This window comes from Vibrio sp. YT-18 (assembly GCF_033337345.1).
Taxonomy (GTDB): Bacteria; Pseudomonadota; Gammaproteobacteria; order Enterobacterales; family Vibrionaceae; genus Vibrio; species Vibrio alginolyticus.
This window is the reverse complement of record NZ_JAWOQO010000007.1, coordinates 35,788-61,958: the sequence shown is the minus strand read 5'-3', so window position 1 is coordinate 61,958 and position 26,171 is coordinate 35,788. Positions and strand designations below refer to the sequence as shown.

Annotated in this window: 28 protein-coding genes and 2 tRNA genes; 14 read left to right on the top strand and 16 right to left on the bottom strand. The window is 44.8% G+C overall.

From position 1 onward, the window contains the following. Positions 1-38: 38 nt before the first annotated feature. The 8 genes from gabT to R7M72_RS11390 are packed head-to-tail and all read right to left on the bottom strand — an operon-like array spanning position 39 to position 8,943. Entirely contained in the window at positions 39-1,310 is a 1,272-nt protein-coding gene (gene gabT, locus R7M72_RS11425; RefSeq protein WP_318056188.1) for a 4-aminobutyrate--2-oxoglutarate transaminase, read from the bottom strand. 14 nt (positions 1,311-1,324) lie between these two features. Continuing rightward, positions 1,325-2,752 (bottom strand): NAD-dependent succinate-semialdehyde dehydrogenase, encoded by a 1,428-nt coding sequence (locus tag R7M72_RS11420; RefSeq protein ID WP_054574098.1) that lies wholly within the window; start codon positions 2,750-2,752, stop codon positions 1,325-1,327. A 54-nt stretch (positions 2,753-2,806) separates the two neighbouring features. Beyond that, positions 2,807-3,889: an agmatine deiminase gene (gene aguA / locus R7M72_RS11415; protein ID WP_318056187.1), complete on the bottom strand. Its 1,083-nt coding sequence runs from the start codon at positions 3,887-3,889 to the stop codon at positions 2,807-2,809. A 12-nt stretch (positions 3,890-3,901) separates the two neighbouring features. Continuing rightward, on the bottom strand, positions 3,902-4,768 hold the full coding sequence (gene aguB, locus R7M72_RS11410; RefSeq protein WP_132936616.1) for an N-carbamoylputrescine amidase: 867 nt from the start codon (positions 4,766-4,768) through the stop codon (positions 3,902-3,904). 17 nt (positions 4,769-4,785) lie between these two features. Further along, positions 4,786-6,063 carry an NAD(P)/FAD-dependent oxidoreductase gene (locus R7M72_RS11405; protein WP_005377810.1) on the bottom strand — a complete coding sequence of 426 codons (1,278 nt, stop codon included), beginning with the start codon at positions 6,061-6,063 and terminating at the stop codon, positions 4,786-4,788. A gap of 37 nt (positions 6,064-6,100) precedes the next feature. Beyond that, positions 6,101-7,585 (bottom strand): aldehyde dehydrogenase, encoded by a 1,485-nt coding sequence (locus R7M72_RS11400; protein ID WP_258479262.1) that lies wholly within the window; start codon positions 7,583-7,585, stop codon positions 6,101-6,103. Between the two features lie 35 nt (positions 7,586-7,620). Beyond that, positions 7,621-8,178 carry an HTH-type transcriptional regulator PuuR gene (gene puuR / locus R7M72_RS11395; protein ID WP_005377813.1) on the bottom strand — a complete coding sequence of 186 codons (558 nt, stop codon included), beginning with the start codon at positions 8,176-8,178 and terminating at the stop codon, positions 7,621-7,623. Between the two features lie 18 nt (positions 8,179-8,196). After that, positions 8,197-8,943, bottom strand: coding sequence for a gamma-glutamyl-gamma-aminobutyrate hydrolase family protein (locus tag R7M72_RS11390; RefSeq protein WP_005377814.1), 747 nt, complete (start codon positions 8,941-8,943; stop codon positions 8,197-8,199). 340 nt (positions 8,944-9,283) lie between these two features. On the opposite strand from R7M72_RS11390, the gene R7M72_RS11385 reads away from it, so the two are divergent. The 14 genes from R7M72_RS11385 to R7M72_RS11320 all read left to right on the top strand — a co-directional run bounded on the left by R7M72_RS11385 (position 9,284) and on the right by R7M72_RS11320 (position 20,251). Beyond that, the gene (locus R7M72_RS11385; protein ID WP_017820915.1) at positions 9,284-10,627 is read left to right on the top strand and encodes a glutamine synthetase family protein; all 1,344 of its coding nucleotides are present in this window, start codon (positions 9,284-9,286) and stop codon (positions 10,625-10,627) included. A gap of 18 nt (positions 10,628-10,645) precedes the next feature. Then, on the top strand, positions 10,646-12,121 hold the full coding sequence (locus tag R7M72_RS11380) for a Na+/H+ antiporter NhaC family protein (protein ID WP_005377816.1): 1,476 nt from the start codon (positions 10,646-10,648) through the stop codon (positions 12,119-12,121). A 249-nt stretch (positions 12,122-12,370) separates the two neighbouring features. Next, entirely contained in the window at positions 12,371-13,054 is a 684-nt protein-coding gene (locus tag R7M72_RS11375; RefSeq protein ID WP_318056186.1) for a DUF4336 domain-containing protein, read from the top strand. A 416-nt stretch (positions 13,055-13,470) separates the two neighbouring features. Continuing rightward, the gene (locus R7M72_RS11370; RefSeq protein ID WP_318056185.1) at positions 13,471-13,938 is read left to right on the top strand and encodes an Sbal_3080 family lipoprotein; all 468 of its coding nucleotides are present in this window, start codon (positions 13,471-13,473) and stop codon (positions 13,936-13,938) included. A 64-nt stretch (positions 13,939-14,002) separates the two neighbouring features. Then, positions 14,003-14,335, top strand: coding sequence for a YnfA family protein (locus R7M72_RS11365; protein WP_005377819.1), 333 nt, complete (start codon positions 14,003-14,005; stop codon positions 14,333-14,335). Positions 14,336-14,476: 141 nt separating this feature from the next. Next, entirely contained in the window at positions 14,477-14,881 is a 405-nt protein-coding gene (locus tag R7M72_RS11360; protein WP_213968905.1) for a DUF1801 domain-containing protein, read from the top strand. A gap of 153 nt (positions 14,882-15,034) precedes the next feature. Next, positions 15,035-15,415: a hypothetical protein gene (locus tag R7M72_RS11355; protein WP_285356849.1), complete on the top strand. Its 381-nt coding sequence runs from the start codon at positions 15,035-15,037 to the stop codon at positions 15,413-15,415. 150 nt (positions 15,416-15,565) lie between these two features. Further along, positions 15,566-16,066, top strand: a complete 501-nt coding sequence (locus tag R7M72_RS11350) for a GNAT family N-acetyltransferase (protein WP_017633971.1) — start codon at positions 15,566-15,568, stop codon at positions 16,064-16,066. Positions 16,067-16,164: 98 nt separating this feature from the next. Next, positions 16,165-16,416: a TIGR03643 family protein gene (locus R7M72_RS11345; RefSeq protein ID WP_005377824.1), complete on the top strand. Its 252-nt coding sequence runs from the start codon at positions 16,165-16,167 to the stop codon at positions 16,414-16,416. 405 nt (positions 16,417-16,821) lie between these two features. Then, positions 16,822-17,211 (top strand): lysozyme inhibitor LprI family protein, encoded by a 390-nt coding sequence (locus R7M72_RS11340; protein ID WP_017820912.1) that lies wholly within the window; start codon positions 16,822-16,824, stop codon positions 17,209-17,211. 128 nt (positions 17,212-17,339) lie between these two features. Next, positions 17,340-17,789, top strand: coding sequence for a nuclear transport factor 2 family protein (locus R7M72_RS11335; protein ID WP_005377826.1), 450 nt, complete (start codon positions 17,340-17,342; stop codon positions 17,787-17,789). Positions 17,790-18,688: 899 nt separating this feature from the next. Beyond that, positions 18,689-19,087, top strand: a complete 399-nt coding sequence (locus R7M72_RS11330; protein WP_005377827.1) for a VOC family protein — start codon at positions 18,689-18,691, stop codon at positions 19,085-19,087. Positions 19,088-19,252: 165 nt separating this feature from the next. Beyond that, on the top strand, positions 19,253-19,891 hold the full coding sequence (locus R7M72_RS11325; protein WP_005377828.1) for a DJ-1/PfpI family protein: 639 nt from the start codon (positions 19,253-19,255) through the stop codon (positions 19,889-19,891). A 129-nt stretch (positions 19,892-20,020) separates the two neighbouring features. Next, positions 20,021-20,251 carry a hypothetical protein gene (locus tag R7M72_RS11320; RefSeq protein WP_005377829.1) on the top strand — a complete coding sequence of 77 codons (231 nt, stop codon included), beginning with the start codon at positions 20,021-20,023 and terminating at the stop codon, positions 20,249-20,251. Positions 20,252-20,509: 258 nt separating this feature from the next. On the opposite strand, the gene R7M72_RS11315 is transcribed toward R7M72_RS11320, so the two are convergent. The 8 genes from R7M72_RS11315 to hppD form a co-directional block, all read right to left on the bottom strand. Further along, a tRNA-Val gene (locus R7M72_RS11315) sits at positions 20,510-20,586 on the bottom strand. A gap of 33 nt (positions 20,587-20,619) precedes the next feature. Beyond that, positions 20,620-20,696 (bottom strand) — tRNA-Val (locus R7M72_RS11310). A gap of 179 nt (positions 20,697-20,875) precedes the next feature. Next, positions 20,876-21,214 carry a hypothetical protein gene (locus R7M72_RS11305; protein WP_005377830.1) on the bottom strand — a complete coding sequence of 113 codons (339 nt, stop codon included), beginning with the start codon at positions 21,212-21,214 and terminating at the stop codon, positions 20,876-20,878. 119 nt (positions 21,215-21,333) lie between these two features. Further along, the gene (locus R7M72_RS11300; RefSeq protein WP_005377831.1) at positions 21,334-21,993 is read right to left on the bottom strand and encodes a DUF2726 domain-containing protein; all 660 of its coding nucleotides are present in this window, start codon (positions 21,991-21,993) and stop codon (positions 21,334-21,336) included. Positions 21,994-22,188: 195 nt separating this feature from the next. Next, positions 22,189-22,857, bottom strand: coding sequence for a maleylacetoacetate isomerase (gene maiA, locus R7M72_RS11295; RefSeq protein ID WP_005377832.1), 669 nt, complete (start codon positions 22,855-22,857; stop codon positions 22,189-22,191). A gap of 21 nt (positions 22,858-22,878) precedes the next feature. Next, complete coding sequence (locus R7M72_RS11290; protein WP_005377833.1) at positions 22,879-23,916, bottom strand: fumarylacetoacetate hydrolase family protein; 1,038 nt, start codon at positions 23,914-23,916, stop codon at positions 22,879-22,881. A 9-nt stretch (positions 23,917-23,925) separates the two neighbouring features. Beyond that, a complete protein-coding gene (locus R7M72_RS11285; RefSeq protein WP_017633969.1) occupies positions 23,926-25,056 on the bottom strand; it encodes a homogentisate 1,2-dioxygenase in 1,131 nt (376 codons plus the stop codon). Continuing rightward, the gene (gene hppD / locus R7M72_RS11280; RefSeq protein ID WP_005377835.1) at positions 25,049-26,122 is read right to left on the bottom strand and encodes a 4-hydroxyphenylpyruvate dioxygenase; all 1,074 of its coding nucleotides are present in this window, start codon (positions 26,120-26,122) and stop codon (positions 25,049-25,051) included. Before hppD ends, R7M72_RS11285 begins: the two co-directional genes overlap by 8 nt. Positions 26,123-26,171: the final 49 nt, after the last annotated feature.

Genomic DNA, 26,171 nt, shown 5'->3' with positions numbered 1-26,171 from the left:
CTTCCTTGATTTGTTATTGCTATTTAAAAGTGCGTGAATTACGCCACTTCAAGAATCACTTTTTCCAACTTATCTAGGCCTTCATTTAGCACGTCAGATTCGATGGTCAATGGAGGTAACAGACGAATCACGTTCGCTTTTACTCCACAAGAAAGCAGGATAAGACCATTTTCTTGCGCTTTAGAAATCACCGCTTTGGTCATCTCTTGCAGTGGTTTGCCTGATTCTGGGTCAGTAAACTCAATCGCCATCATTGCACCCGTGGTACGGATTTCACCGATAGCAGGCACTGATTGTTGCAGTTTCGTCATACGAACATTGACCACTTCACCGATGCCCATTGCTTTAGCACACAAGTCTTCTTCTTCGATGATTTTCAGCACTTCAAGACCTGCAACACAACCAAGTGGCGAGCCCGCATAAGTGCCACCTAAACCACCGGGTAGTGCAGAGTCCATCACATCCGCTTTCCCAACTACCGCTGAGATTGGGAAACCACCAGCAATGCCTTTCGCCATTGTCATTAGGTCAGGTTCAATGCCTAGATACTCTGTTGCAAACATTTTACCGGTACGAGCAAACCCTGTTTGGATTTCATCGGCAATCAGCATGATACCGTGCTTATCACACAGCTGACGCAAGCCTTGTGCAAACGCTTCAGGTGCTTTGTAGAAGCCGCCCTCGCCTTGCACTGGCTCGAAGATAATCGCCGCAACGCGTGAAGGTTCAATATCGCAAGCAAATAGATCGTCGATCGCTTGTAAGCTTTGCTCAACGCTGATGCCTTGGAACGCATTTGGGTACGGCGCGTGGTAGATTTCGTTCGGGAAAGGACCAAAGCCCGCTTTGTACGGCGCAACTTTACCAGTTAACCCCATCGTCATATTTGTGCGACCGTGAAAGCCGCCTTTAAACGCTATCACGCCGCTACGGCCTGTATGAGCGCGTGCCACTTTTACGGCATTTTCGACCGCCTCGGCGCCAGTGGTTAGAAAGATCGCTTTCTTCTTAGTCTCACCTGGTGCAAGTTCTGTCAGCTTTTCAGCCAGCTCTACGAATGACGCGTATGGCGTAACCATCGCACACGTGTGCGAGAAGTTGTCCAACTGAGCTTTTACCGCTTCACTGATACGTTTGTGAGAATGCCCGGTGTTAGTCACCGCAATACCCGCTGCAAAGTCGATGTATTTGTTGCCTTCGATATCCCATACGTAAGCGTTTTCTGCTTTCTCGACGTAAAGTGGGTACAGTGCGCCCATGCCTTGAGCGATAACTTGGCTTCTTCTTTCGTGTAGTTGTTGGTTTGTCATTGTTTTGTCCTTAATTAGTTGCCGCCAAAGCAGAGATATTTCACGTCCATGTATTCATCGATACCTTGTTTTGCTCCTTCACGTCCGATACCGGACTGCTTAACACCACCGAAAGGAGCCACTTCAGTAGAGATCATACCTTCGTTAATGCCGACCATGCCGTATTCGAGCGCTTCTGCGATTTTCCAAACACGGTGAATGTTTTGGCTGTAGAAGTACGACGCGAGACCGTAGATGGTGTCGTTCGCCATTTCGACTAGCTGTTCGTCGCTGTCAAAACGAATCACTGGCGCGACAGGGCCAAAGATTTCCTCGGAAACAATCTTCATGTCGTGAGTAACGTCTTTGAGAACCACTGGCTGCATAAATAGACCATCGAGCTTTTTAAGCTCTGAAACCGGCTTCGCGCCTTGCTCGATAGCACCATCAATAAGCGTCTGAATGCCTTGCTTCGCTGACTCGCTGATCACTGGACCAATGTTGACCCCCTCTTCCAATCCGTTACCAACTTTGAGCTGCTGAACCGCAGCGTCAAACTTAGCAACGAATTCGTCATACACTTTGCTGTGTACATAGAAACGGTTCGCACAAACACACGTTTGACCTGCGTTACGGAATTTCGACGCCATCGCGCCTGCCACAGCTGCATCAATATCCGCATCATCGAATACGATAAATGGCGCGTTGCCACCGAGCTCCATTGAGGTACGTTTGATGTCAGCCGCGCTTTGCTGCATCAGCACGCTACCGACTTGAGTAGAGCCAGTGAAAGACAACTTACGAATCAACGGGTGTGAAGTGAAGATAGCACCGACCTGACGGGAGTTTTCCCCCAATACCACTTGCAGCACATCGCGTGGGATACCCGCTTGATAGGCAAGCTCTGCAACCGCAAACGCAGACAGCGGCGTAGATTCAGATGGTTTTACCACAAAGCTACAGCCTGCTGCTAAAGCTGGCCCTGCTTTGCGCGTGATCATCGCAATTGGGAAGTTCCAAGGTGTAATCGCACAGGCGACACCAATTGGCTGTTTGATGGTCACCAAACGCTTGTCCGCACTTGGCGCAGGAATCGTCTCACCGTAGGTACGCTTCGCTTCTTCAGCAAACCATTCGATAAAGCTCGCGCCGTAAAGCACTTCACCTTGAGCTTCCGCTAGCGGCTTACCTTGCTCTAACGTCATCAAACGGCCAAGGTCGACTTTGTTTTCTAACAGGAGTTGGAACCAACGATTGAGCATGCCAGCACGCATTTTTGCTGGCAGTGCCGCCCACTCTTTCTGCGCCACACTGGCACGTTCAATGCCATTTAAAATGTCGTTTTCGGTTGAAACTGGTGCGTACCCGAGAAGTTCTCCGGTCGCCGGATTAGTCACTGCAATGCCCTGTTGTGGATTCGCTACCATAAACGAAACAAGGCTTTGGTTTTGTATCTGTTGCATGGTCATTCCTTTTGACAACTCATCATCGCCGCTAAGCCAGCGGCGAGTTTATGTTTAAGCAGGGATCTGCTGCGTAATACAGTGAATGTTCCCTCCGCCGAGTAGAACCTCTCTCGACGGTATCGCGATGATTTGGTATTCCGGCATCGCGTTTTGCAAAATATCGATCGCCATAGCGTCGGTCTCTTCGTCCAGCATCGGCAAGAACACATGCTCGTTGACGATAAGAAAGTTCGCATAAGAGGCACTTAGGCGTTCGCCAGCTTGTCGACTCATTCCCGAACTGGCGTCAATGCCATTGGCTTCGCGCTCGCTGTAATGCAACGGACCCGGTAATGGCAAACGGACAATTTCAATATTGCGCCCTTTCGCATCGTGCTGAGATTTCAGTACTTGTTCCGCTTGACGAGATAACGCGTATTGCGGATCACTTGGGTCATCGGTCCAACTTAGTACCACTTTACCCGGTGCGATAACGTGCATCAGGTTGTCGATATGGCCGTCTGTTTCGTCATTGAATAAACCATTTGGCAACCAAATGACTTTTTCGATACCGAGGTACGCCTTTAACTGCTCTTCGATTTGCGCTTTGCTCAACTGCGGATTACGTCCTGGGCTGAGTAAGCACTCCTCTGTGGTGTAAAGGGTGCCTTCACCATCGGTGTGAATCGCCCCACCTTCAAGTACAAACGGTGCACGGTAATAATCAATACCGATGATGTCGCACACCGAGCCAGCGACAAGATCGTCCTGCTGCCAGTTATCGTAAAGCCCGTTGTATTCGCCGCCCCACGCGTTAAATTGCCAACTAATCCCACGGCGCTCACCCGCCTGATTCACAAGCACGGTCGGCCCAATATCGCGCATCCACGCATCGTTAAATGGGATTTCCACCAAACGTACGTCTGAATGGAGCATTTGACGCGCTCGGTCAAAGTTGTGCGAGCATACCGCCACGCACACCTTGGTCACTTCCGCGATTAAGTTCGCGATTCTGGCAAAGGTTTCTTGCGCGGGTAATGCGTCATCACGCCAATTGTCTTTCCTTTCTGGCCACGCTAGCCAAACTTCACTAACCGGCTGAAACTCAGCCGGAAAATAGAAGCCATCCTGCGCTGGTGTTGTCGATAACTTCATTTTAACGCCTCTTTAAACGGCTAGTTTGCCAACGCTGGTGTAAAGGTCTGGACGACGGTCGCGGAACAAGCCCCACGCGTGACGCGCTTTCGCTGTCGTAGTGAGGTCGATTTCTGCGTAAATGATGGTTTCACCTTCACGCGGTGCTTCGGCAATTTTTGCACCAGTGTGGTCAGTGATAAAAGAAGAGCCGTAGAACGTGGTCTCGATACCATCATCGACTTCAGTGCCCACTCGGTTTGACGCAATCACTGGAACGAGGTTTGCTGCCGAGTGACCTTGCATTGTACGTTGCCAGTGGTCACGTGAATCCAGTGTCGGATCTTGAGGCTCAGAACCGATTGCAGTTGGGTAAAAAATCGCTTCCGCGCCGTGCAGAGCCAAGCTGCGTGCAAGCTCTGGAAACCATTGGTCCCAGCAAATGCCAGCACCGAACTTACCGAACTTGGTTTGCCACACTTTGAAACCGGTATCGCCAGGGCTAAAGTAGTACTTCTCGCTGTAGCCCGGGCCGTCAGGAATGTGTGACTTGCGGTAGTTATCTAGTACCGTACCATCGGCATCAATCATCACTAGCGAGTTAAAAAACGTATTGCCCGCTTTTTCAAAGTAGCTGACAGGAATCACCACGCCGAGCTCTTTAGCCAACGCACTCATCTCTTTAATAAGACGACAATTCTCCGTTTCTTCTGCAAGCTCGAAATACTTCGCTTCTTGTTTTTTGCAGAAGTAAGGTGCGGCGAACAGCTCTTGCGGAAGAATCACGTTCGCACCGTTTTGTGCTGCTTCACGAATCGCCTTTTTTGCTTTGGCTAGGTTATCTTCCAGATCCCAGCTTTTCGTCAGTTGAAGGGCTGCAAATTTCACCACTTTGCTCATTGGATATTCCTTATCTCTTAAATCGCCAGTTTGTCACGTAGGTTGTAGTAAGCCGCGCCCATTGCCGTAAACGGAATTTGGAAGTGGCGGCCACCCGGGAAGGAGTAATGTTTCAGTGCAGCAAACGCGTCGAAACGTTCAGCGTGTCCGGTCAGAGCTTCGGCCAGCAACTTACCTGCTAGGTGAGTACACGTTACACCGTGACCGCTGTAGCCTTGTAGGTAGTAAATGTTGTCTGCAAACGAGCCAAATTGCGGCATGCGTGAGTAAGTCAGCAAGAAGTTACCTGTCCAGGTGTAATCAATCTTGATGCCTTTCAATTGTGGGAAGACTTTCTCCATCTTCGGACGAATCAATGCTTCAATGTTTTCTGGGTCACGTGCGCCGTAAACCACGCCACCTCCGAACAACAAACGCTTGTCGGCGGTTAAGCGGAAGTAGTCAAGCAAGTAGTTACAGTCCTCAACGCAGTAGTCACTGGTCAGCACTTGTTTTAGCTGCTCATCACTCAAAGGCTGAGTCGCCACCACTTGTGTGCCACACGGAATCGCTTTGTTGCTGATGTTTGGTGCCAAACCACCAAGGTAGGCGTTACCTGCCAGTACCACGTACTTGCTCTTCACGCTGCCTTTCGCCGTTTTCACTACTGGGTTAATCCCTTTGTCAATCGACACGACCGCCGACTGCTCAAAGATTTGACCACCTAGAGACGTAAACGCAGCAGCTTCACCCAATGCCAGTTTAAGCGGGTGAATGTGACCACCGCGCATATCCAGTAAGCCGCCAGTGTATACTTTAGTGCCTACCGCTTGTTCTACCTCTCCTGCGTCAAGCAGAGTCAGTTGGTCGTTGCCGTAACGCTCCCAGTTCTTCTTATGTTCTTCTAGCCCTTTGAGTTGTTTACTGTTCAGTGCCGTGAACAAGCCGCCTTGCTTGTAATCACAGTTGATGTCGTATTTGTCGATCAGGCCACGGATGATATCGCCGCCTTCAAAAATCATATCGCACAGAGCTTTAGCTTGGTTTTGGTCGTAACGGCTTTCAATCACGTCAACATCTCGGCTGTAGCTGTTAACGATTTGGCCACCGTTACGACCAGTTGCTCCAAAGCCCACTTTTGCGCTTTCTAGCACAACGACTTTAAAACCTTTTTCTGCAAGGTGTAGTGCAGAAGAAAGACCAGAAAATCCCGCACCGACTACACACACATCGCACTCGATGTCGTTTTGCAACTGTGGGTATTCCGGCATGTTTGGCACAGAGTGCGCGTAGAACGAATCCGTATGCTTGTTCATAGAACTATTCCTTTATTTATCGTAATCGTCAGCAGGCTTAAGGATGGAGGCGAATCCAAGTGGTTTTGGTTTCGGTGAATTTTTCAATCGCGTGGAGAGACTTGTCTCGACCGTTTCCGCTCATTTTGAATCCACCAAATGGAACCGTCATGTCACCTTCGTTGTAGTTGTTAACCCAAACCGAGCCGGCTTGCAGTCGTTTTGCTACGCGATGAACGCGGTTGATATTGCTACTCCAGAGTGCCGCGCCTAAGCCGTACTTCGAATCGTTAGCGATCTCAATTGCTTGCGCTTCGTCTTTGAATGGAATGACACACAGCACCGGACCAAAAATTTCCTCCTGAGCGACACGCATCTTGTTGTCGACGTTGTCTAAAATGGTTGGGGAAACAAATGCACCTTGCCCATCGACATCGCCGCCACAACGTACGTTTGCACCTTCTGATTCACCTAACGAGATGTATTCCAACACTTTTGATTTATGATCTTGATCGATAAGCGCTCCCATGGATGAACTTGGGTCCATTGGGTCTTTTGGCGTGAACGCTTTCGACGCTTGAATAACTTTTTCTAAGAACTGATCTTTGATGCTTTCGTGAACAAGCAGGCGGGTTGCCGCGACGCACACCTCACCTTGGTTGTAGAAACACCCTGCAGCGGTTTCTGCTGCTGCGCGGTCTAAATCATCACAATCTTCAAACACGATGTTCGCGTTCTTGCCGCCCGCTTCTGCAAACACGCGCTTTAGGTTGCTCTCACCCGATCTGACCATCAGTTGGCCTGCAATGCGCGTCGAGCCTGTGAAGGCGATGCAGTCTACGTCTTGGTGTTTCGCCAGCGCGTCGCCAGCTTCATAACCAAAACCCGTAATGACTTGGAAAACGCCTGTTGGTAAGCCCGCTTGAGAAGCAAGTTGACCTAGAAATATCGCGGTGAGAGAAGATTTTTCTGACGGTTTTAGAATCACGCTGTTACCAGCGGCTAAAGCAGGACCAAGCTTCCAGCACGCAAGCCAAAGGGGGAAGTTCCACGGTACAACCGCAGCAACCACACCAATTGGTTGATGAGAAATAAAAGCGTGTACATCTTTTTCGGTTGGGGCAACTTCGCCGTATACTTTGTCGATTGCTTCTGCGTACCAGCGTAATGCACTCGCCGCACCAGGAATATCGGTAGAGAAGCTGTGAGAGATAGGCTTACCGGTATCAAGCGTTTCTAGCAGAGCCAATTCTTCTTGGTTTTGATCAATCAAGTCAGCAAACTGTTTAAGCACTGCTTTGCGATGAGCTGGGCTACTCTCGCTCCACTGACCGGATTGAAATGCTTGGCGAGCGTATGAAACCGCGAGATCAACATCTTCATTTTGGCAACGGGCGATTTCGGTGAATATCTCATCTGTTGCTGGGTTAACTACCGGGATGGTTTGCCCTGTTAAAGCGGCACTGTATTCACCGTTAATGTACGCCCTGTTTTCGATGTTTAGATTGTTTTTTAGTTCAATCCATTGCTCTTGGGTTTTCATACGCTCTCCTTGTGGTCACACAAGGCAAGCCCCCACTAAAATGTGGTTGGCGTATGCGCACTTATCATTCGACAAGCCTTGTCTGTGTGATTTGTAAATCGATGGGGCTTCGTCGTATCAATAATGTACGACTCGCCCGCTGTTATGACATGAGATTGCCCTTTATATTCCAGAGTGATTTCACCCTCTAATACGGTGCCAATCTCTTCGCCTTCGTGTTTGATTTCTGCCGCACCAGTGGTTCCATAAGGTGCGTATTCCTCGATCAAGAATCCGATGACTTGATCTTTGTCGCCATTCGTTACCAGTTTCATGGACACCGTCTCGCTCCCGATTTCCACAAGATCTGACGGTTTGATGACTACTTTCACTTCATCGTTCGAAGGTTGTTCAAAAGTGAAAAACTCTGATAACGATAAAGAAAATACATTAACGATTTTTTGTAGTGAGCTGACCGACGGGCTCACTTTGCCATTTTCAATGGATGAGATTGCACTGTGGGTAATACCAGCGCGCTCGGCTAGTTCCCTTTGTGACAATCCATGTTTTTTTCGTAACTGAACAATATTTTTACCAATCTCTTGATTGTCCATTCATACAGCTCCAAACGTTTAACGAGAGGTAGCCATCATAAATTCATTGAACAAAATTTGAGAGAAATGATTGGTTTTTGCTTCCCATTCTGGGTGCCACTGCACGCCAACGAAAAATTTTTGATTAGGAAGACTAAATGCTTCTACCAAGCCATCCGGGGCTTTAGCTTCTACTTGTAATAGAGGAGCAAGCTGATCGACGCCTTGGTTGTGTAGTGTGTTCACTTCAAAGAAGGTGGTGTTTTCCCAATGATTTTGCACCAGCCATTGTTCAAATAAGCTCTGCTTTTGAACTAGCACAGCGTGTGCTGGCGCGTATTTTTGTTCGAAATCTTCAACAGGCGCTTCACGATGGTCATTGAAGCCGGAGTCATGAACGGCTGGGTTTAACGAGCCACCGAGTGCGACATTCATCTCTTGAAAGCCGCGGCAAATACCAAGGCACGGAATGTTTTGGTCAACCGCATGACGAATTAACGTGAATGAGAGCTCATCACGAGCTTCATCTTTGTAGCTCTCTTCGTGCGTTGCATTGTATCGATGTGGCGCAACGTTAGAGTGGCTGCCAGGAAAAAGAAAACCATCACATATGTCTAGGATGGTGGTTACGTCATCGCCCGACATGTCGGGAGCCAACATAATCGGTAGTCCTCCAAAATCCTTTATGGCGCGAAGGTAAAAGTCGTTGACCGCTTGTATCTGATAGCCACCCAACTCTTTAGCGCAGCTAACCACACCAATGATGGGTTTGTGTGTATCTGCCATGATATGTCCGTGTTCAATTTATTTAACACAAACCCTACAAACCATGTACAAAATTATCAACACAGATGACCATTATTATCGTCACAACGTGATCTAAAGCACTTTTTAGGCTTCAAAACTGAATATTTATGCTCATTATATTGAACAAAACAAAATCAACTGTTACAAAATAGTTAACAGAAAGACATAAAAACCAGCCGTTAAACATCAAAAACACAGTGTAAGTACATGTTTAAATTAAAAATAACCTAAAAAACAAACAACTCGCTCAGAGTGCTGTAATTTATTTGTTAATTTGGTTATTTCTAATTTCTACTCGTCAGGCTATTTGGAGAAGAAAATGGAATCGTATCTACAGGAAGTACAAAATTTTAAACAAAAATGGCCCGATATTGAATTTATCGATCTCATCTTTACCGATATAAATGCCACCCCAAGAGGAAAACGCATCCCGATAGATGCTCTAGAAAAACTGAATAAAGGTGTTGCCCTCCCCCTTTCGACCATCACCCTAGATACCAAAGGTAACGTCGTTGAAACGGCCGGGTTGGGAGAAGATCTCGGAGAGCCAGATAATCTCTGCTATCCAATCAGCGGCACCTTAATGCCGACGGCAAAAGAACAAGTTGGTCAGCTACTGCTTAGTATGATGGATGAAACCGGGCAGCACCCTAACCCACTGTTCATCCGAAACATTCTCGCTTCTATATTGCAAACACTGCATGCTAAAGACCAATATCCTTGTGTCGCGCTCGAGCTGGAGTTCTATTTAATAGACAAAACCCGCGGCGAAAATGGCGAACCATTAACGGCAATTAACCCCACGAAAAAAACTCGAGAAAAAGATACCGAGGTTTACGACCTTGATGGACTAGATGACTACGCTGATTTCTTGGCCGACCTTAATCGAATTGCATTAGAACAAGGTTTAAACACTTCCGGAGCCCTATCTGAATCGGCACCAGGGCAGTTCGAAATCAACTTCAACCATTCTAAAGATGTACTTCGAGCATGTGATGAAATCATCATCGCAAAACGCTTGATTCGCCAAGTCGCTCATCAGCACGGATTTGACGCCACATTTATGGCGAAACCTTTTAGTGAGCAAGCGGGTAATGGCATGCACATTCACCTCAGCTTGGTTGATACAGATGGTAACAACCACTTTAGCCAGCCAGACGGTCAAGCGAGCGCTTTCTTCTATCAAACCATGGCAGCGATGCTGTCACAAACATCCGATGCCATGGCCCTAATCTGTCCTAACGTTAACTCTTACCGTCGCTTTGTTCCTGGCGCTTACGTCCCAACCAAAGCCGATTGGGGAGAAAACCACCGCGGTGTTGCGTTGCGTGTGCCTATCAGCGATAGCAAAAATCGCCGTATAGAGCATCGTATAGCAGGCGCTGACGTTAACCCATACATTCTCGCTGCAGTAGTACTTTCCGCAGTATTAGCGAGTGAAAGCTACACCAAAGATCAATGTCCACCGACTCTCAGTGATGATGCAATTGAGTTACCTCTGCGTATGTCAGAAGCTCTAGAGCGACTGGAGCACAGTGAGCTGGCTCAATACATCTCAAGAGACTTTATCGATTTGTATCTAGCTTGCAAACAGAGTGAACTCGCAGAATTTGAGCGAGCGATTACTCCATTGGAAATCGACTGGATGTTGCACTCGGCATAAACAAAGGAAATGAACTTTATGACTACGCAGACCAAGGCGCTGGATGCGCCTCTTAAAATCAACTCTCAACACATTATTGTTTCTTTAATCTCGGTTGCGACGTTTGTCTTTTTTACCACAATCGGTTTGAACCATGAGGAAGGCGAAGCCTACGGATGGATGAGCCTTTTACCAACGGCGTTGGTATTGGTCTTTGCGCTGACAACACACCGAACTGTGGAAGCCCTCTTTAGCGGCGCTATTGCCGGTGTTCTTCTGCTTAACCCAACTGAAGCGGTAGAACAGATTGTTGATATTTCCATGAGTGTAATGATGGATGAAACTATTGCCTGGATCATCCTCGTTTGTGGTTTGATGGGCGGCCTAATTGCTATTTTGGAGAAAGGCGGCAGTATCTTAAGCTTCTCCGACATGTTGGTCACGAAAGTAAAAAGCCGTAAGCAATCGATGCTGATGACCTTTGCGTTAGGTATTCTGATCTTTATCGACGATTATTTGAATGCGATTGCAATTTCTTCCTCAATGAAAAAAGTTACGGACGGCTACCAAATCTCGCGTGAAAAGCTCTCATATCTTGTGGATTCAACCGCCGCGCCTATCTGTATCCTCGTACCGATTTCCACTTGGGCAATTTTCTTCAGTTCGTTGCTAGAAGCAAACGGAGTAGCAGAAGCGGGAGATGGTATCAAAGCATACATTGAAGCTATTCCATACATGGCTTACGGCTGGGTAACGCTGGTGATTGTTTTGCTGGTTGCAATGGAAAAGATCCCAGATCTAGGTGCGATGAAAAAGGCAGAAAAGCGTGCGAAGAATGGTCAAGTTCGTCCAGACGGTGCAACAGATGTCGACTTTGGTCCCGATGTATCTGCACATACCAACCCAACCATGGGCCTTGTCAACTTCTTGTTGCCGATGATCGTACTCGTTGCCGCAAGTTGGTACTTTGGTATCGATCTACTTGCTGGTGTTTTCGTCGCGCTAATCTTTACTATTAGCTTTTACGGCGCACAAAAACTGATCTCGATGAACGACATGTTCGAAGCTGTTTATGATGGCATTAAGGTTATGCTACTGCCGCTTGCGACCGTTATTGGTGGTTTCATGTTGAAATCGGTCAACGACTCATTGGGCGTCACGCAGTATGTCATTGAGACCGTCAGCCCTTACCTGTCAGCGTCTTACTTCCCGGCGATTATCTTTATGATTACGGGCGCGTTGGTATTTGCAACGGCATCGTCTTGGGGAACGTTTGCAGTAGCGATGCCAATTGTTCTACCTTTGGGCGAACAGCTTGGTGTGCCTCTACACTTAACCGTTGCAGCGCTGCTTTCAGCATCAGCGGCAGGGAGCCACTCTTGTTTCTTTAGTGACTCAACCGTGTTATCTGCACAAGGTTCGGGCTGTACAGCAATGCAACACGCAACCACACAGTTTCCTTATGCGTTGATTGGTATTGTTGCAACCGCGATTTTCTTCTTCATCATCGGTTAGCCCCTTTATCTAATTGCAAAACCCTGCTCAAAAATAGCGGGGTTTTGTTCTATCAAGTCAAATGATCCTCTTAAAACTACTTTACGCCCGTTCAGTATAAAAATACTCAAAGATATACAGCTGCACTCAATAAGGGTTTGGTAAACCTAATATTTTTGGTTTACGCTTAGCGAAGCGTTTATTGTGCAACAAGGCAGCTTTTGAGTAACTTAAATGCCGCCTTAATACAGTGTTAACGGTTGGAGAGACATGAAAAAGTTAGCCCATGAGATATGGATATTTGACGGAGATCCCGTCCAATTCTTAGGACTCCCATACACCACTCGTATGACTATTGTTAGGCTTTCTGATGGTGGCCTTTGGATTCATAGTCCAATTAAGTTATCAAATTCGATTAGAGAGCAAATCAACAATCTAGGCCAAGTGAAATACTTAATCGCTCCTAATCATTTACACCACTTGTTCTTATCTGAATGGGTATCTGCCTATCCTAGCGCAGAAGTTTATGGCACAGATGAAGTCATTAAGAAGTGCCGTGATATACACTTTCACGCTTCACTTAACCAAGGCGGTAATGCTTGGAACTCTGAGATTGAACAAGAACTATTTTCTGGCTCTCCATTAATGGAAGAGTGTGTGTTTTATCATCGACTTTCAAAGACCTTAATTGTTACTGACCTCGTCGAGAATTTTTCTGGCCAGGACTTTAACTACTGGCAGCGGTTTGTGGCTAAAGGGGCCGGTATTCTTGCTCCGAATGGAAAAATGCCTTTGGATTGGCGCCTAAGTTTTATGTTTAGCAAACAAGAGGCTCGAAAACACTTAAATAAATTGCTGTCTTGGAAACCTAATATATTGGTTATGGCTCACGGCGAAATCGTCCTTGATAATGCAGACGAGTTCTTACAGCGCTCTTTTAAGTGGCTAGTATGAGACAGCATTGAAAACTCACACAACAGAATAGACAAGAAGCTATTTTAAAACATTAGGCCCTTTTAGCTTAGTCTTAGGGACGAATTTACAGCACTACACGTTATGTTTAACGATAAGATCCCCTGTTCCTCTTAATTGAGCATTATGCAGCAATTTAAAATTCCGTTAGAATTGCACTTCAAAAACTTCAATGCGAAGAATTCTGGACATTGATACGGACATAAGTTCAAGAGTTAACATAACGCTATAGCAATCTCTTACTAATAATTTGCTTCGAGACATTGGCATACTCCCGAAACAAACCCTTCTACTCTAAAGGTTTTGTTAATAACAGTTGCCATGCTTGTTAGTTATTCTCGTTGAACTCAGTATCTTGAAGTTGTTTGAATATATAAATTTAAAAAAAGAGACATAAGATGCACAAAAAACTCATCGTTCTAAGCTTGCCTATTCTATTAGCCGCATGTGCGGCACCAAAGTATACGGTAGAAACAATCTCGAAAGAAAATCAGAGCAAGGAAATCACCATCGTAAAAGACAACGCCACGCGAGATGTTTTCTTAGATTCGATGCAAGACTGGTGTTTGGATACCGCCCATAAATGCACAGTCGTAAGCGATGGCACTCCTCCTGTTAGCTCTGAGCTGACACTTACTTACGTATCACGCTGGAGCTGGGATTTTATAACATTTATCGCTGATGCTCAGATCAAAGCCTACAAAAATAACGAAAAAGTAGGACAAGTTGAATTTAAAGCACCAAACAGCGCGAATCCAGATAAATGGGGTAAAGACAACAAACGAATCATTTCGATGATGGATTTGTTATTCGGTAAACAAACCGTGAGTGAGGCTCAATCCAAGATTAAGCTGGGCGAAATGTAATGAGTCGAACAATTGCCCATTTAACAAGCATCATATATTTGTAGAGAAAGATAGGAATGTTTAAGTGACTGAAGTCAAAACCATTGGGCTTTTCTTTATAACCGCCATTGCAGAAATATTAGGCTGCTACTTACCTTATCTCTGGTTAAAGGAAGATAAGTCAGTTTGGCTTTTGGTACCAGCAGCGCTATGCCTTGCTATGTTTGCTTGGCTTCTATCTTTACATCCTACCGCAACTGGCAGAGTTTATGCCGCTTACGGTGGTGTCTATATTTTTGTCGCAATTCTATGGTTGTGGTGTATCGACGGCGTTCGACCAACGCTCTGGGACATAGTGGGGGTTTCTGTCGCTATGCTTGGCATGTCAATCATCATGTTTTCACCCAGAGCATCCTAAACGTAACCGAGGGAAACCCTTACGCTTAGTATTTTGGCTATGTGCTAGATTTATTGATTAATAACATTATGACGTAATTGCTACATAGCCAAAGTATGCTTGGGCTTCACCCCAAAACAGCGCTATTTATAGGAGATACCAATGAACCATGCAGTGAAGGCAAGATTTGATGAGTATCCAAAACATGTGCGTATTCGGATAGAAGAGCTACGAAATATAGTCTTAACTATCGCTTCTGAATTAAAACTGGGGGAAGTTGAAGAATCTCTAAAATGGGGAGAGCCAAGCTACAGTGTGAAAACAGGTAGCCCGGTAAGGATGGATTGGAAACAGAAAACGCCTAGTCGTTATTATCTGTTCTTTAATTGCCAAACTAAGCTCGTCGACACATTCCACGAACTGTATAGTGACTCACTTGAGTTTCAGGGTAATCGAGCAATAATTCTATCTTTATCCGATCCTTTGCCAGAAGCTTCAATCAAGACCTGTTTAGAATTAGCATTAACCTATCAAAAGCGAAAGAACTTACCTCTTTTAGGTATGTAAGATCGCTTAATAAAACTATTTACGGCCGATTAACCATATTCAACTACTCTACCTTTGTATCCTTTTTAATGCTTACGCAGTAAAGTTTTAGATTAAGTGGTCACGTTAATAGCGCCGTAACCAAACTAGTAATATCGAAATAAAGAAGAGTTTATGAAATCAAAAATCTTGTTCTTACTTATGCTTGGAGCTCATTTCAATACTTTTTCAGCGACGAACTATCAAGTAAATGTGGTAGTAACAGAGCCTCAATCAACATTCATTTTTCCGACTTTTGAAATATCCTCTAAAGGAAAAAGCAAAACCAGTTTTGTCGACGGCTGCACGTACTTAGGAACCCTTTCAGAACCGAGCAAAAATAGCATACAGCTTGAAGCTACCATGTCATGCAACCGAGACGGCGCTACGTCAAGGATGGAAATGCCGGTATTTGTACTCAACTCCGAGGGTCAAAGCGCGAGTTATGATCTTGTAGAAAATGGGATCGTGATGTGGAAATATTCTGTAGAAGTTAAGCCGTCACTTAAAAAGTGATATATCAGAAATACTAAAGTAACAATCAGCACTATTAACCGCCGTTTAAGTGTAATAGGTATATTCTTTACGACTTAATGACGTTACTTGTTGCCGCAAGTCTCCAACTCATGTACAAAACAGCCCTAATTTTAATAGGAGCTAAGTGGCATGAATTTAATTGTACGTCAGGTAACTTTAGGTGATGCTGAAGGCATTACAAACGTCCTCAATCCCATCATTATTGAAGGTTTATACACTGTATTAGATACGCCTTTCACACCTGAAGAAGAAAAAGAGTTCATTACTCATTTCCCAGAACGGGGCGTGTTTACAGTGGCTTTATCCGAAAATAGCTCACAAGTCATTGGTTTCCAAAATATCGAGCCCTTTGCACAATATACAAAAGCTTTTGACCATGTTGGCATAATTGGTACGTTTGTTAGTGACGGTGCTCGTGGCCAAGGTGTGTCTAAACAGCTTTTCAAATCGACATTCGAAGTAGCCAAACAAAAGGGTTACGAAAAACTATTTGCGTACGTTCGCAGCGATAATGAGCGAGCGTTATCAGCCTATCTCAAACAAGGCTTCGAAATCGTAGGGACCGCGAAGAAGCATGCAAAAGTTCGTGGGAAATACGTAGACGAAGTCCTCATTGAGAAGTTTTTGTAGGTGTTAAGTCGCTAAACACTAAGCACGCATATAAGAACATTTGAACCAAGACTCAATTTCCGTCGTAGAAATCTCTTTTCTAAAATAGGTTATTTGAAATGAAACTGACCTCGGAAACTGAGTCAAGAATAATAGAAATGGCATGGGAAGACCGCACCCCATTTGAGGCTATCGAATTCCAATTTGGTTTGAATGAATCCGACGTGATTCAGTTTATGCGTAGCCGGCTCAAATCAAGTAGCTTTAAATTGTGGCGTAAAAGGGTTTCGGGGCGCAATACGAAACACAACAAGCTACGAAACTCAGACATCATTAGAGGTTATTGCCCAACTCAATATAAGCCGCGATAGCGAACTGCACTTGGCATAAATTTTTATTACGAATCGCAACATTTATCGCCCTACCTTTGAATCAACTCCATGATTGGAGGGGAATAGTCACCACTTAATTCAACCTAGGTGTTTCAGGGCGATAATAAATTCAATGGGAGTCATCTTAACATCCTCAGACGCCATCAAACTAATGATTCCACAGAAAAGATTGACACAAAACGCCCACTAAAAATAACTCAGATTACGGCGTCATTTAACCCGTGTATCAATCTTCTTTGACCTTCTGTTTAGGCACTAGAATCACTAACCTTCTATTTTATCTTTGAAGGCACAGACAAAAAGCTGCATGATTAAAAAGGAAAAATAGCTGATAACGGTTTAACAAGCACTCGGAGCTTGGAGGCAATTTTGAACAAATTACTTATGATATTTGCGTTGGTTTCTTTACCTTGCTTGGCCTCTGATGATGTTGAAGATCCCTGCAAAGTAAAAGGCGGTGGCGTTATGGCTGGTTATCAGTGTGTAGAAAAGAAAATGGAATCTGCAGATAAAGAGCTTAACGAAAGTTACAAGGAAGCAATCGCTAGAATAGGTGAGGAAGAAAAAGCACTAAGGGAAACATGGTCTCAGACCGAACTGGTAGAGCCATTTCGAAAGGCCCAAAGAGCTTGGCTAAAATACAGAGACGCCGAATGTGAGTTTACGGGCCTGTCTTCTACGCCCTCACCCTGGCAAGGTGTCCAGATTGAAGAATGTAAGTTAAGAATGACGTTAGAACGCGTCGAGTACTTCAATGGTGTATACGTAGGCTAAACGGATTACATCTAACAAAGCACTTCAATAAGATTCGCAACTCTTGGCAATTTCAGTTTAAATGTACTCTGTGTTTAAGATGCAAGCGTTCAGGTTATGCGTAAAGCTTATATGGGTGTGAAATAAGTATGGAAAAAGACGATTTAGTTGGGCTAGTAGTTAAGTATTTCGAGAAAATAGATGCCGGTGATCCTAGCTATCTGGATCTATTCTCAGAGGATGTTGATTTTTTCTTTCCTAAATTTGGGCAAGCGAAAGGAAAGAGTGCCTTAGTGGAGTTTGGCAATAGGATTGGTAGCTCGTTGATTAGTATCTGGCACGACATAGACGGCTTTCAAATAACGACTGCTGGAAACAAGGTGATTGTTGAAGGACAGGAAGGCGGCGTAATGAGTGATGGTACCTCTTGGCCGGACAACAAAGTTTCCACAGGGCGTTTTTGTAGTGTATTTGAGTTTGAAGGAAAAATGATAAGTCGTATGTTTGTGTACGTAGATCCTGACTTCCCGAGTCGAGATTTTGAGAGAATTTCCGTGCTGTCAGGCGAGAGCAACGTGCGACAAACTGTTCAAGCCTGAATACTACCGCTACCGCATAGCATCTTTGTTATGCGGTAGTATTCGTAGTTAAGGTGTGTTGAGGGCTTTGATATCACTTTGCTCACACCTTATCAGTGCGTTAGCCACATTCCCTTACTGATAGAAATGCTACTTTCTTCAATCGTCCTGTATTATGATAATGAAAAAGATTGCATTAATTTTAAGATTAAAATGAACCAAAAATTTTTTCTAAAACTACTCCCTGTCCCTTTTCTTCTAACCGCTTGCCAGTCTACGCAAAGCCAGCTACAGCCTATACCTGAAAACGTATTATCAAACCTATCGAGAGGCCATTAACTATTCTTTTTCTACTTGGCTAGTCGATCAGTCCGATATCGATCAGTCTGTAAATGAAGCTCGTGTAGCGTTATCAGAATATCAGTCTCAGAATGATGGTTTAGGAACAACATGTAAGGATTGGCACCTACCCCTAGAATCTGGATTGCGAGAAGTTAACAATCATAAGAATCAAGTGGCGATAGACCAGCAGCGAGCACATGAAATACATAAAGCAAACGCTTCTAAACCTGTAACGTATTCAACACCAGCATCTACTTCGACTAGTAATGTTGTTCACTGTTACAAATTGGAAGACGTTAGCTTGGATAAGAACATTCAAACCTTTAATGGAATGATATGCCCTATAGGCTGGCTTAAATATTATGGCTATTAATGTATTTGATTAATACAGTACTTAAGAATGAACTCTAAGTTTAATTTTTAGTTCAAGATTGGGTTTCTTGTTTACAATGTTATGTTTCCAGTTGGATTACCGTATTCGAATAGATTGACGAAGTTAATCAATATATGTGTATTGATGCTTACTTTTTATCGAGTTATCTTTGTTTGATAGCCATTAAAACGAGTAAGGAAACAAAGTGACTGTGTTAACAAAAGGCATACACCACGTAGGTTTAACCGTATCTAACCTAGAAGCAAGCGCGAAGTTTTTCACTGAACAATTAGGTTGGAGTGAAGTAAAAAGAAATCCAGGCTACCCGGCAATATTTGTGAGTGATGGGCATATCATGCTTACACTATGGGCGGCTAAGGCTGATGCCGCCACTCCATTTGACAGAAAAACGAATATTGGTTTGCATCACTTAGCTTTACTCGTAGAGACTGAGAAGCAACTCTATGAGTTGCGTGATCAATTTATGGCGTCGGGAATCGAAATTGAGTTTGGTCCCGAGCTTGTTAAAACAGGACCCGCAAAACATTTAATGTGTTACGACCCAAGTGGTATTAGGGTTGAGTTTTTCTGGGCGGGCTCATAAAACAAACATAACAAAGTTTTATAATAGGGATTTGGTACACATGGCATTGTTAGTTTGCACCGCCTTTGGTGTTTAAGGTGCTCAGCAGAAGCTTGTGTATTGAATGCCCCTCCCCTCCTACTACACATTTTGCGACTTACGAGTAAGTCCAAAAGGATAAATGTTATGTATAAAATCGGCGTTGTTTTATTTGATGATTTCACGGATGTCGATTTCTTTCTTATGTATGACTTGCTAGGGCGCACAACCGACAGTTGGACAGTAAGTATACTTGGAACTAAATCTGAACATCATTCCCACCTCGGTATGAAAGTTAAAACAGACGGACACCTTTCTGAGGTGACGAATCAAGATGTCGTTCTTATTACAAGCGGCAAACGGGGTATTCCAGCCGCTTTAAAAGATGCTGAATTTATGTCAGCGTTGAATCTTGATCCAAATAGGCAGCTAATAGGTTCGATTTGTGCGGGATCATTCATCCTCCATGAACTCGGTTTACTAGAAGGCAAGCGATTAACAACAAACCCAGATGCAAAGGCTGTTCTACAAAGTATGGGAGGAGATGTTCAGGATCTGCCTCTCGTGATAGACGGTAATGTAGCGACGGCCGGTGGCTGCCTTTCACTGATGTATCTAATTGGTTGGTTAACAGAGCGGCTATTTGACTCAAACAAACGAAAAGCTATACAAAATCAATTGATACCTGCTGGGCAATTAGAGCTGTTTGAAGAGCTTATTGCCACAACTATTCAATCAGCAGAGTTAGCAAGCTCGGATAACAAGGCGTTAAATAATCATTCATAACATGTGGTGTTTTACATTACGTTAGTTTTAGTGTTTAGGGTAAGTCACACACCAGTCTTGTGTGACTTACCCTTGAACATAACGCCACTTGGGGAAATTAACTTACAGGGAGTAAATCAATTGGTAAAAATGTACGGTTCTGAAGAGACAAGAGCGTTTTGCTGTAATTGTAAAGAAGTAACGCTACATCGGTACGAAAGCTTCTCTAAAGCACAGGAAAAGACCGAGAAAAAAGCTAAAGGTTTCTTCTCTGGTCTATTTGCAGCAATAATTGGCTCATTAATGGAAGGCGAAGCGACTGGTGACTACAAATGTACAATATGCGGCACTAATCTTCACACGCCAGATAATTTAGATTAGTAGTCAGTGTCTCTAGTGCCACAGCAAGTGGCACGCAACACAATTTATAGACGGCTCTAGTGGGTTTGAAGCGTATGCACCTTATGCATTGGCATTTAGGGTTTTGAGGTTGTGTTGCGGATCAGGTAGTGCGCTTTTATCTTTAACAAGGGGCTAACGCAGAGCAAAAACAAGGACAAGAAAAGAAGTAGTTTTATTTGAGTATTAATGAATTACAGACACAAAAAAGCCCACCAAAAGGTGGGCTTTTCTAAAATTTGGTGGGTCCGGGCGAACTCGAATCGCCGACCCCTACCATGTCAAGGTAGTACTCTAACCAACTGAGCTACGGACCCAAATTTTTATGTTCCTAACCATTCAATTCAGAATGGTGCGTCCGAGTGGACTCGAACCACCGACCCCCGCCATGTCAAGGCGATACTCTAACCAGCTGAGCTACGGACGCATTTCTCTGGAACGACGAGGATATTAGCTATAAGCGAACGACGGTGCAAGCACAAATTTACCAACTTTGAACCGTTTGGCGAAAATGTAAACTCAACACGCGTTTTCAGATGATTTTATCGACAAGGACTGAGCCTGCAGGGTTTAAAAGTGTGATCTATATAACTTTTATTATCTCACTTAATTGTCGTAAGGCACTTCACTGAGCATCCAAATCTGTAAGGTTTGCGATACCTTAGGGCAAGTGCCGAACAAAATCTGATATTTAGGTTTAAATGGTTCGCCGATATAGGTTGTACGGATCAACTCTCCTGTTTTGACGTCTACTTGAGTGCTCACCCTGCCTTTGAAGTTTTGAAATATGACAAACTGCTCACTGTGGTAAACCATTTGCTCTCGGTAAAACAAGAAATGATCTTGGGGTGTCTCTGTCAATTCACACTCCAGTGGTTTCAAATTAGGTATCGCACTAACATTCGATGCGATGAACAACGCCGATAAAATCCATCCGTATCGCATATGGCTGCCCTATTCTGCCCTCTTTTTCAAAGTATAGGCCCTGCCTTGATGACTGATACAAAAAAGGCTTTGATCATCTCTAATCAAAGCCCCTTGTTTCTGCTGGTTAATTGTCGTGTTTAGTCGTCCGCCTCAAACACAACGTTATAATTTTCGGTGTATGTACAATTCGGCTGACGGCTACAAGTAAAGAAACGTCTCCCTTTGAACTCACCTTGGCTTGCGGTTTTAATGATCATCGGACTGCCGCATTTTTTACAAAAACGCACTTCTTTATCGGGCTCAATCAAATCAATGTGTGCCGCAAGCAAACGACGTAATCGCCCAACTTGATAACTGTGCTTTATCGAAGCGCCAATTAAAGGCAGGTTGGCCGTCTTACAAACATGAATCAATAACTTTTGTCTTTCTATCTTACCCTTGTTTAGCTCCTGCCCATTATCCAATTCAACGATAACGCGCGGCTCTAGTGTCCTTGGGTCACAAATAACGTAATCAAAATAGCTTCGAGATATACGGTTGTTCGCGACAAAAAACTGCTTCTTATTTTTGATTTCTTTTGGCGTAACCAAACTGGACATGTTTACTTTCGCGAATACTACGGCATGCTCCCCTACCGCCGCTCTTAACGCATTATAGAACGCACCCTCTTGACCTCTGAGCAGAGGGCCTTTCGAGCGATAAGGATAATCACGCGTGTCATCGTGCTTAATCACGTACTTTTGAATAACAAAGAAGAATAAAACCAGAAGAACAACAATGATAAAAATGTTGGTCATAAATAAAGTGCATCCAAAACAACTCGTTGCTCAAAGCGTAAATGGAAATGTTATGCAGAGCAACAAAACCTCGCAATTTTGAGGCGCCACGACGATAGCGAGAAACAGAAAATTTTGCTCACCAATAAAAACGAGCCAATCACACACTTGGATTGGCTCGTTTAAATTTTGTTAATACATTATGTATGCTAAGAATCAACTATTAGCGTCTGGCTGATTCTCTGGCATCGCATCAATAAAAGCTGGCAGTTGATTGCATGACTGCACAACAGCGTTAATGGTTGGATAAAGAGAGGTATCTACACCAAAGCGTTGTGCGTTATAAAATTGTGGTACCAGACAAATATCGACAATAGATGGCGAGCTTGTCAGGCTAAACTTGCAATCACCATTTAGTTTACGATGCTTCTGAAGTTTCTCTTCTAATGCTGTAAAACCTTTGTGGATCCAGTGATGAATCCAAGCGACTTTGCGCTCTGGTTCGCAAGCTAGCTCCCCCTCTAAATACTGTAGAACTCTTAAGTTATTCAGGGGATGAATCTCCATTGCAATATCCTGAGCCAAAGCTAGCGCTTGGTATCGAAGCGGCGTTTGCTCGGGGATCACAGTGACATCCGGGTAGTGTTCTTCTAAGTATTGAATGATCGCCAGTGACTGGGTTAACTGAACCTCCCCATCCACCAGCAAAGGAACCAGTTCAGAAGCGTTTAACTCATGGTACTCGTCACTGTGTTGTTCGCCACCATTGCGCACCAAGTGTACCGATTTTGAATCATACGATAACTCTTTAAGATTCAAGCAAATACGCACACGATACGCCGCCGATGATCGCCAGTATCCGTATAAAATCATGCTATCGCTCATATCGTCTCCCAACCAGCATTGTTAGTGCTTGAGATATTGGCTAACTTGTTGGTCAATCGAGCCGAATATGTTGTTGCCATCCGCATCGAACATTTCCAATCTGATTGAATCTCCAAACGACATGAAGTTAGTCGACGGCTTACCATCACGAATGGTTTCAATCATGCGAACTTCCGCGATACATGAATAGCCAACGCCACCTTCTTCAATAGAAGTGCCATGTTCCGTTCCCTGCTTGTTGGATACCGTACCTGAGCCTATAATCGCCCCAGCAGATAGCGGGCGCGTTTTAGTCGCGTGAATAATTAAGTCTGCGAAATCAAACGTCATATCGATACCTGCATTCGGGCGACCAAACGGCTTGTGGTTGTAGGTCGAGACCAATGGTAAATGCACTTTGTTTTCGTACCACGCATCGCCTAGTTCGTCTGGTGTTACTGCCACAGGAGAAAACGCAGAAGAAGGTTTAGATTGGAAAAAACCAAACCCTTTAGCTAATTCTGCGGGAATTAGCCCACGCAGTGAGACATCATTCACCAGCATGATCAAACGAATCGACTCCTGAGCCTCTGCAACACTCGCGCCCATTGGTACGTCACCAGTTACCACAGCCACTTCACCTTCGAAATCAATACCCCATTCATCACTCGCAAACTCGATGTTGTCACAAGGTCCAATAAAGGCATCAGAGCCTCCTTGGTACATCAACGGATCGGTCCAAAAACTCTCTGGCATTTCAGCGCCGCGAGCTTTTCGAACCAACTCAACGTGGTTTACGTAAGCACTGCCATCAGCCCACTGATAAGCGCGAGGAAGCGGCGACTCACAGTAGTGCGCTTCAAACTCTTCATACCCTGCAACCGTGCCATTGTTCAGTGCAACGTATAGCTCTTCCAGTTGTGGTGCTAGCGTATCCCAGTTATCAAGCGCCACCTGCATCGTCGGTGCTAAGTTCATAGGGTGGAAAATTTCTGTCGCAGGTACGCAGCGCGTTAAGTCTTTGCTCACGACCATCAACAAACCGTCACGAGTGCCATTTTTCTTGGTTGCTAATTTCATCCTTGCCTCTTACTTCTCTTGCCAGCTATAGACGTATTCTTTGTTTTCTACTTTTTCCAGCTCATCCGAAAACTGAAGTGCGTGACGCGTATCAATCATGACCGCGACTTCGTCGGCAAAAGTCTTCTTATGCTCTCGCCCTGCCTTGAAAGCTTTCGGGTGAGGGCCATGTGTAAAACCTGCTGGATGGAATGTCACCATACCCGCTTCAATGTTGTCACGACTAAAGAAGTCACCTGCATGGTAGAACAAGACTTCGTCATAATCGTCATTGTTGTGGTAGAACGGTACTTTGAGCGCTCCAGGATCACTTTCAATTGGACGAGGAACGAAGGTGCACACCACAAATCCTGATCCTACAAATGTAGTATGTGCAGAAGGCGGTAAATGGTAACGATGTGACATAAGTGGACGAATATCACGCCAGTTCACTTTTACTACCGCCAAATCACCATGCCACCCAATCGCATCCAGCGGGTTGAATGGGTAAGTGATAACACTGACTTTATCGTGGCGTTTCACCTGAACCTGTGTTTGATTCTCAGAATATTGAGCACGGAACTGATCGTTGATCGACGGCGTTTCTAAAACCGCTGGATCAAACACCGCGTGGTTTCCAACCATGCCTTTTTCGGGCAATGTATAGGCCGCATCGGTGTTTTCAATCATCAGAATGAACATCGGCTCGCTTGGTTCTAAACGCCAGCTCGTTGAGCGCGGGATCATGACATAATCCCCTTCACTCACTTTCAAATGACCATAATCACAGTAGAGATCTGCCGTACCTTGGTGGATGAATAGCAGTTCGTCGCCATCCGCGTTTCTCACCAAGAAGTCCATTTTTTCATCCATACGCCAAACACGAACTTTACAATTCGCGTTGTGTAATAGATGCGGGACTGCCCAAGGGGTAATATGGCTGGCTTTCTCGACTAGATTAAAATCAAATGCTCGTGGACGTAGCTCGCCTTCCCACTCAGACCACCCCGTTGGGGCATGTTGATGATGAAAATGTGTTGCGGGGCCGAAGAAGCCACTTCGACCTGCCTCACGTTCATAAATTGCCTCTTCCGGGAAGTCAGCATGCGCTTGTTTAGAGCACACTCCCTCCCGGTGAGGGAATGTGATCCATTTATGCATCGCTCAATACTCCTCGTCGAATTTGGTCTTCTTCTATCGATTCAAACAACGCTTTAAAGTTACCCTCGCCAAAGCCTTCATTGCCTTTACGTTGGATGATTTCGAAGAACACAGGGCCGATAACGGTTTGAGTAAAGATTTGTAGCAAGATGCCATCTTTCGTTGGCGCACCATCAATAAGAATCTGCAAATCACGAAGCTTGCTTACATCTTCACCATGGCCTTCAACACGCTGATCGACTTTCTCGTAGTAAGTATCTGGCGTTGGCATAAAGTCCATGCCGCGCTCACGCAATGTTTTGACCGTTTCGTAGATGTCGTCTGTGGTCAATGCGATGTGTTGAATACCTTCGCCATTGTATTCACGGATAAACTCTTCAATCTGCGATTTATCATCTGACGACTCATTGATAGGAATTCGGATTTTGCCGCAAGGTGCGGTCATCGCACGGCTGACAAGACCAGTCAGCTTACCTTCGATATCGAAATAACGAATTTCGCGGAAGTTACCAATGCGCTCATAGAAACCTGACCAGACATCCATGTTGCCCTGCTTAACGTTGTGCGTTAAGTGGTCGATTTCGTAAAGACCAACATTCGCTTTTGATAAACGCTCATCAGCATCATCATAAAAACGAAAATCGACATCATAAATACTCTGCTTTCCATAACGGTCGACAAAATAAAGCAAGCTTTCACCGATGCCATAAATAGCAGGAATGCTAAGCTCCATCGGCCCAATTTCCGTTTTATATTCTTTACCGCCATTCTCTAACGCATGCGCCAGAGCAACGGTGGCGTCTTTCACACGAAATGCCATGCCACAAACTGACGGACCGTGAACTTTGGCGAATCCCTCAGCTTGGCTATGCGGCTGCGCATTCACAATAAAGCTAATGTCACCTTGTCGATATAACCACGCTTCTTTTGAGCGATGCTTTGCAATTTCCGCAAAACCTAACGATATAAACAGATCTTTAAGCTGTTGAATGCCTTTGTTGTCAGCAGCGGTATATTCAACAAACTCAAATCCGTCTGTTCCTAGTGGGTTATATGCATCAACCATGACTTTCTCCTTGTCTCAGTAGCTTTTGTTTGGACTTATTTTTCTAACT

Excerpts from the sequence above, each read along its gene's own strand:
- hppD (WP_005377835.1), bottom strand. The coding sequence starts at position 26,122 with ATGGTTGATGCATATAACCCACTAGGAACAGACGGATTTGAGTTTGTT.
- R7M72_RS11370 (WP_318056185.1), top strand. The coding sequence starts at position 13,471 with ATGCACAAAAAACTCATCGTTCTAAGCTTGCCTATTCTATTAGCCGCA.
- gabT (WP_318056188.1), bottom strand. The coding sequence starts at position 1,310 with ATGACAAACCAACAACTACACGAAAGAAGAAGCCAAGTTATCGCTCAA.
- maiA (WP_005377832.1), bottom strand. The coding sequence starts at position 22,857 with ATGAGCGATAGCATGATTTTATACGGATACTGGCGATCATCGGCGGCG.
- R7M72_RS11405 (WP_005377810.1), bottom strand. The coding sequence starts at position 6,063 with ATGAACAAGCATACGGATTCGTTCTACGCGCACTCTGTGCCAAACATG.
- puuR (WP_005377813.1), bottom strand. The coding sequence starts at position 8,178 with ATGGACAATCAAGAGATTGGTAAAAATATTGTTCAGTTACGAAAAAAA.
- R7M72_RS11355 (WP_285356849.1), top strand. The coding sequence starts at position 15,035 with ATGAAATCAAAAATCTTGTTCTTACTTATGCTTGGAGCTCATTTCAAT.
- aguB (WP_132936616.1), bottom strand. The coding sequence starts at position 4,768 with ATGAGCAAAGTGGTGAAATTTGCAGCCCTTCAACTGACGAAAAGCTGG.
- R7M72_RS11390 (WP_005377814.1), bottom strand. The coding sequence starts at position 8,943 with ATGGCAGATACACACAAACCCATCATTGGTGTGGTTAGCTGCGCTAAA.
- R7M72_RS11300 (WP_005377831.1), bottom strand. The coding sequence starts at position 21,993 with ATGACCAACATTTTTATCATTGTTGTTCTTCTGGTTTTATTCTTCTTT.
- aguA (WP_318056187.1), bottom strand. The coding sequence starts at position 3,889 with ATGAAGTTATCGACAACACCAGCGCAGGATGGCTTCTATTTTCCGGCT.
- R7M72_RS11420 (WP_054574098.1), bottom strand. The coding sequence starts at position 2,752 with ATGCAACAGATACAAAACCAAAGCCTTGTTTCGTTTATGGTAGCGAAT.
- R7M72_RS11360 (WP_213968905.1), top strand. The coding sequence starts at position 14,477 with ATGAACCATGCAGTGAAGGCAAGATTTGATGAGTATCCAAAACATGTG.
- R7M72_RS11340 (WP_017820912.1), top strand. The coding sequence starts at position 16,822 with ATGATATTTGCGTTGGTTTCTTTACCTTGCTTGGCCTCTGATGATGTT.
- R7M72_RS11320 (WP_005377829.1), top strand. The coding sequence starts at position 20,021 with ATGTACGGTTCTGAAGAGACAAGAGCGTTTTGCTGTAATTGTAAAGAA.
- R7M72_RS11385 (WP_017820915.1), top strand. The coding sequence starts at position 9,284 with ATGGAATCGTATCTACAGGAAGTACAAAATTTTAAACAAAAATGGCCC.
- R7M72_RS11335 (WP_005377826.1), top strand. The coding sequence starts at position 17,340 with ATGGAAAAAGACGATTTAGTTGGGCTAGTAGTTAAGTATTTCGAGAAA.
- R7M72_RS11380 (WP_005377816.1), top strand. The coding sequence starts at position 10,646 with ATGACTACGCAGACCAAGGCGCTGGATGCGCCTCTTAAAATCAACTCT.
- R7M72_RS11400 (WP_258479262.1), bottom strand. The coding sequence starts at position 7,585 with ATGAAAACCCAAGAGCAATGGATTGAACTAAAAAACAATCTAAACATC.
- R7M72_RS11305 (WP_005377830.1), bottom strand. The coding sequence starts at position 21,214 with ATGCGATACGGATGGATTTTATCGGCGTTGTTCATCGCATCGAATGTT.
- R7M72_RS11375 (WP_318056186.1), top strand. The coding sequence starts at position 12,371 with ATGAAAAAGTTAGCCCATGAGATATGGATATTTGACGGAGATCCCGTC.
- R7M72_RS11325 (WP_005377828.1), top strand. The coding sequence starts at position 19,253 with ATGTATAAAATCGGCGTTGTTTTATTTGATGATTTCACGGATGTCGAT.
- R7M72_RS11290 (WP_005377833.1), bottom strand. The coding sequence starts at position 23,916 with ATGAAATTAGCAACCAAGAAAAATGGCACTCGTGACGGTTTGTTGATG.
- R7M72_RS11345 (WP_005377824.1), top strand. The coding sequence starts at position 16,165 with ATGAAACTGACCTCGGAAACTGAGTCAAGAATAATAGAAATGGCATGG.
- R7M72_RS11285 (WP_017633969.1), bottom strand. The coding sequence starts at position 25,056 with ATGCATAAATGGATCACATTCCCTCACCGGGAGGGAGTGTGCTCTAAA.
- R7M72_RS11350 (WP_017633971.1), top strand. The coding sequence starts at position 15,566 with ATGAATTTAATTGTACGTCAGGTAACTTTAGGTGATGCTGAAGGCATT.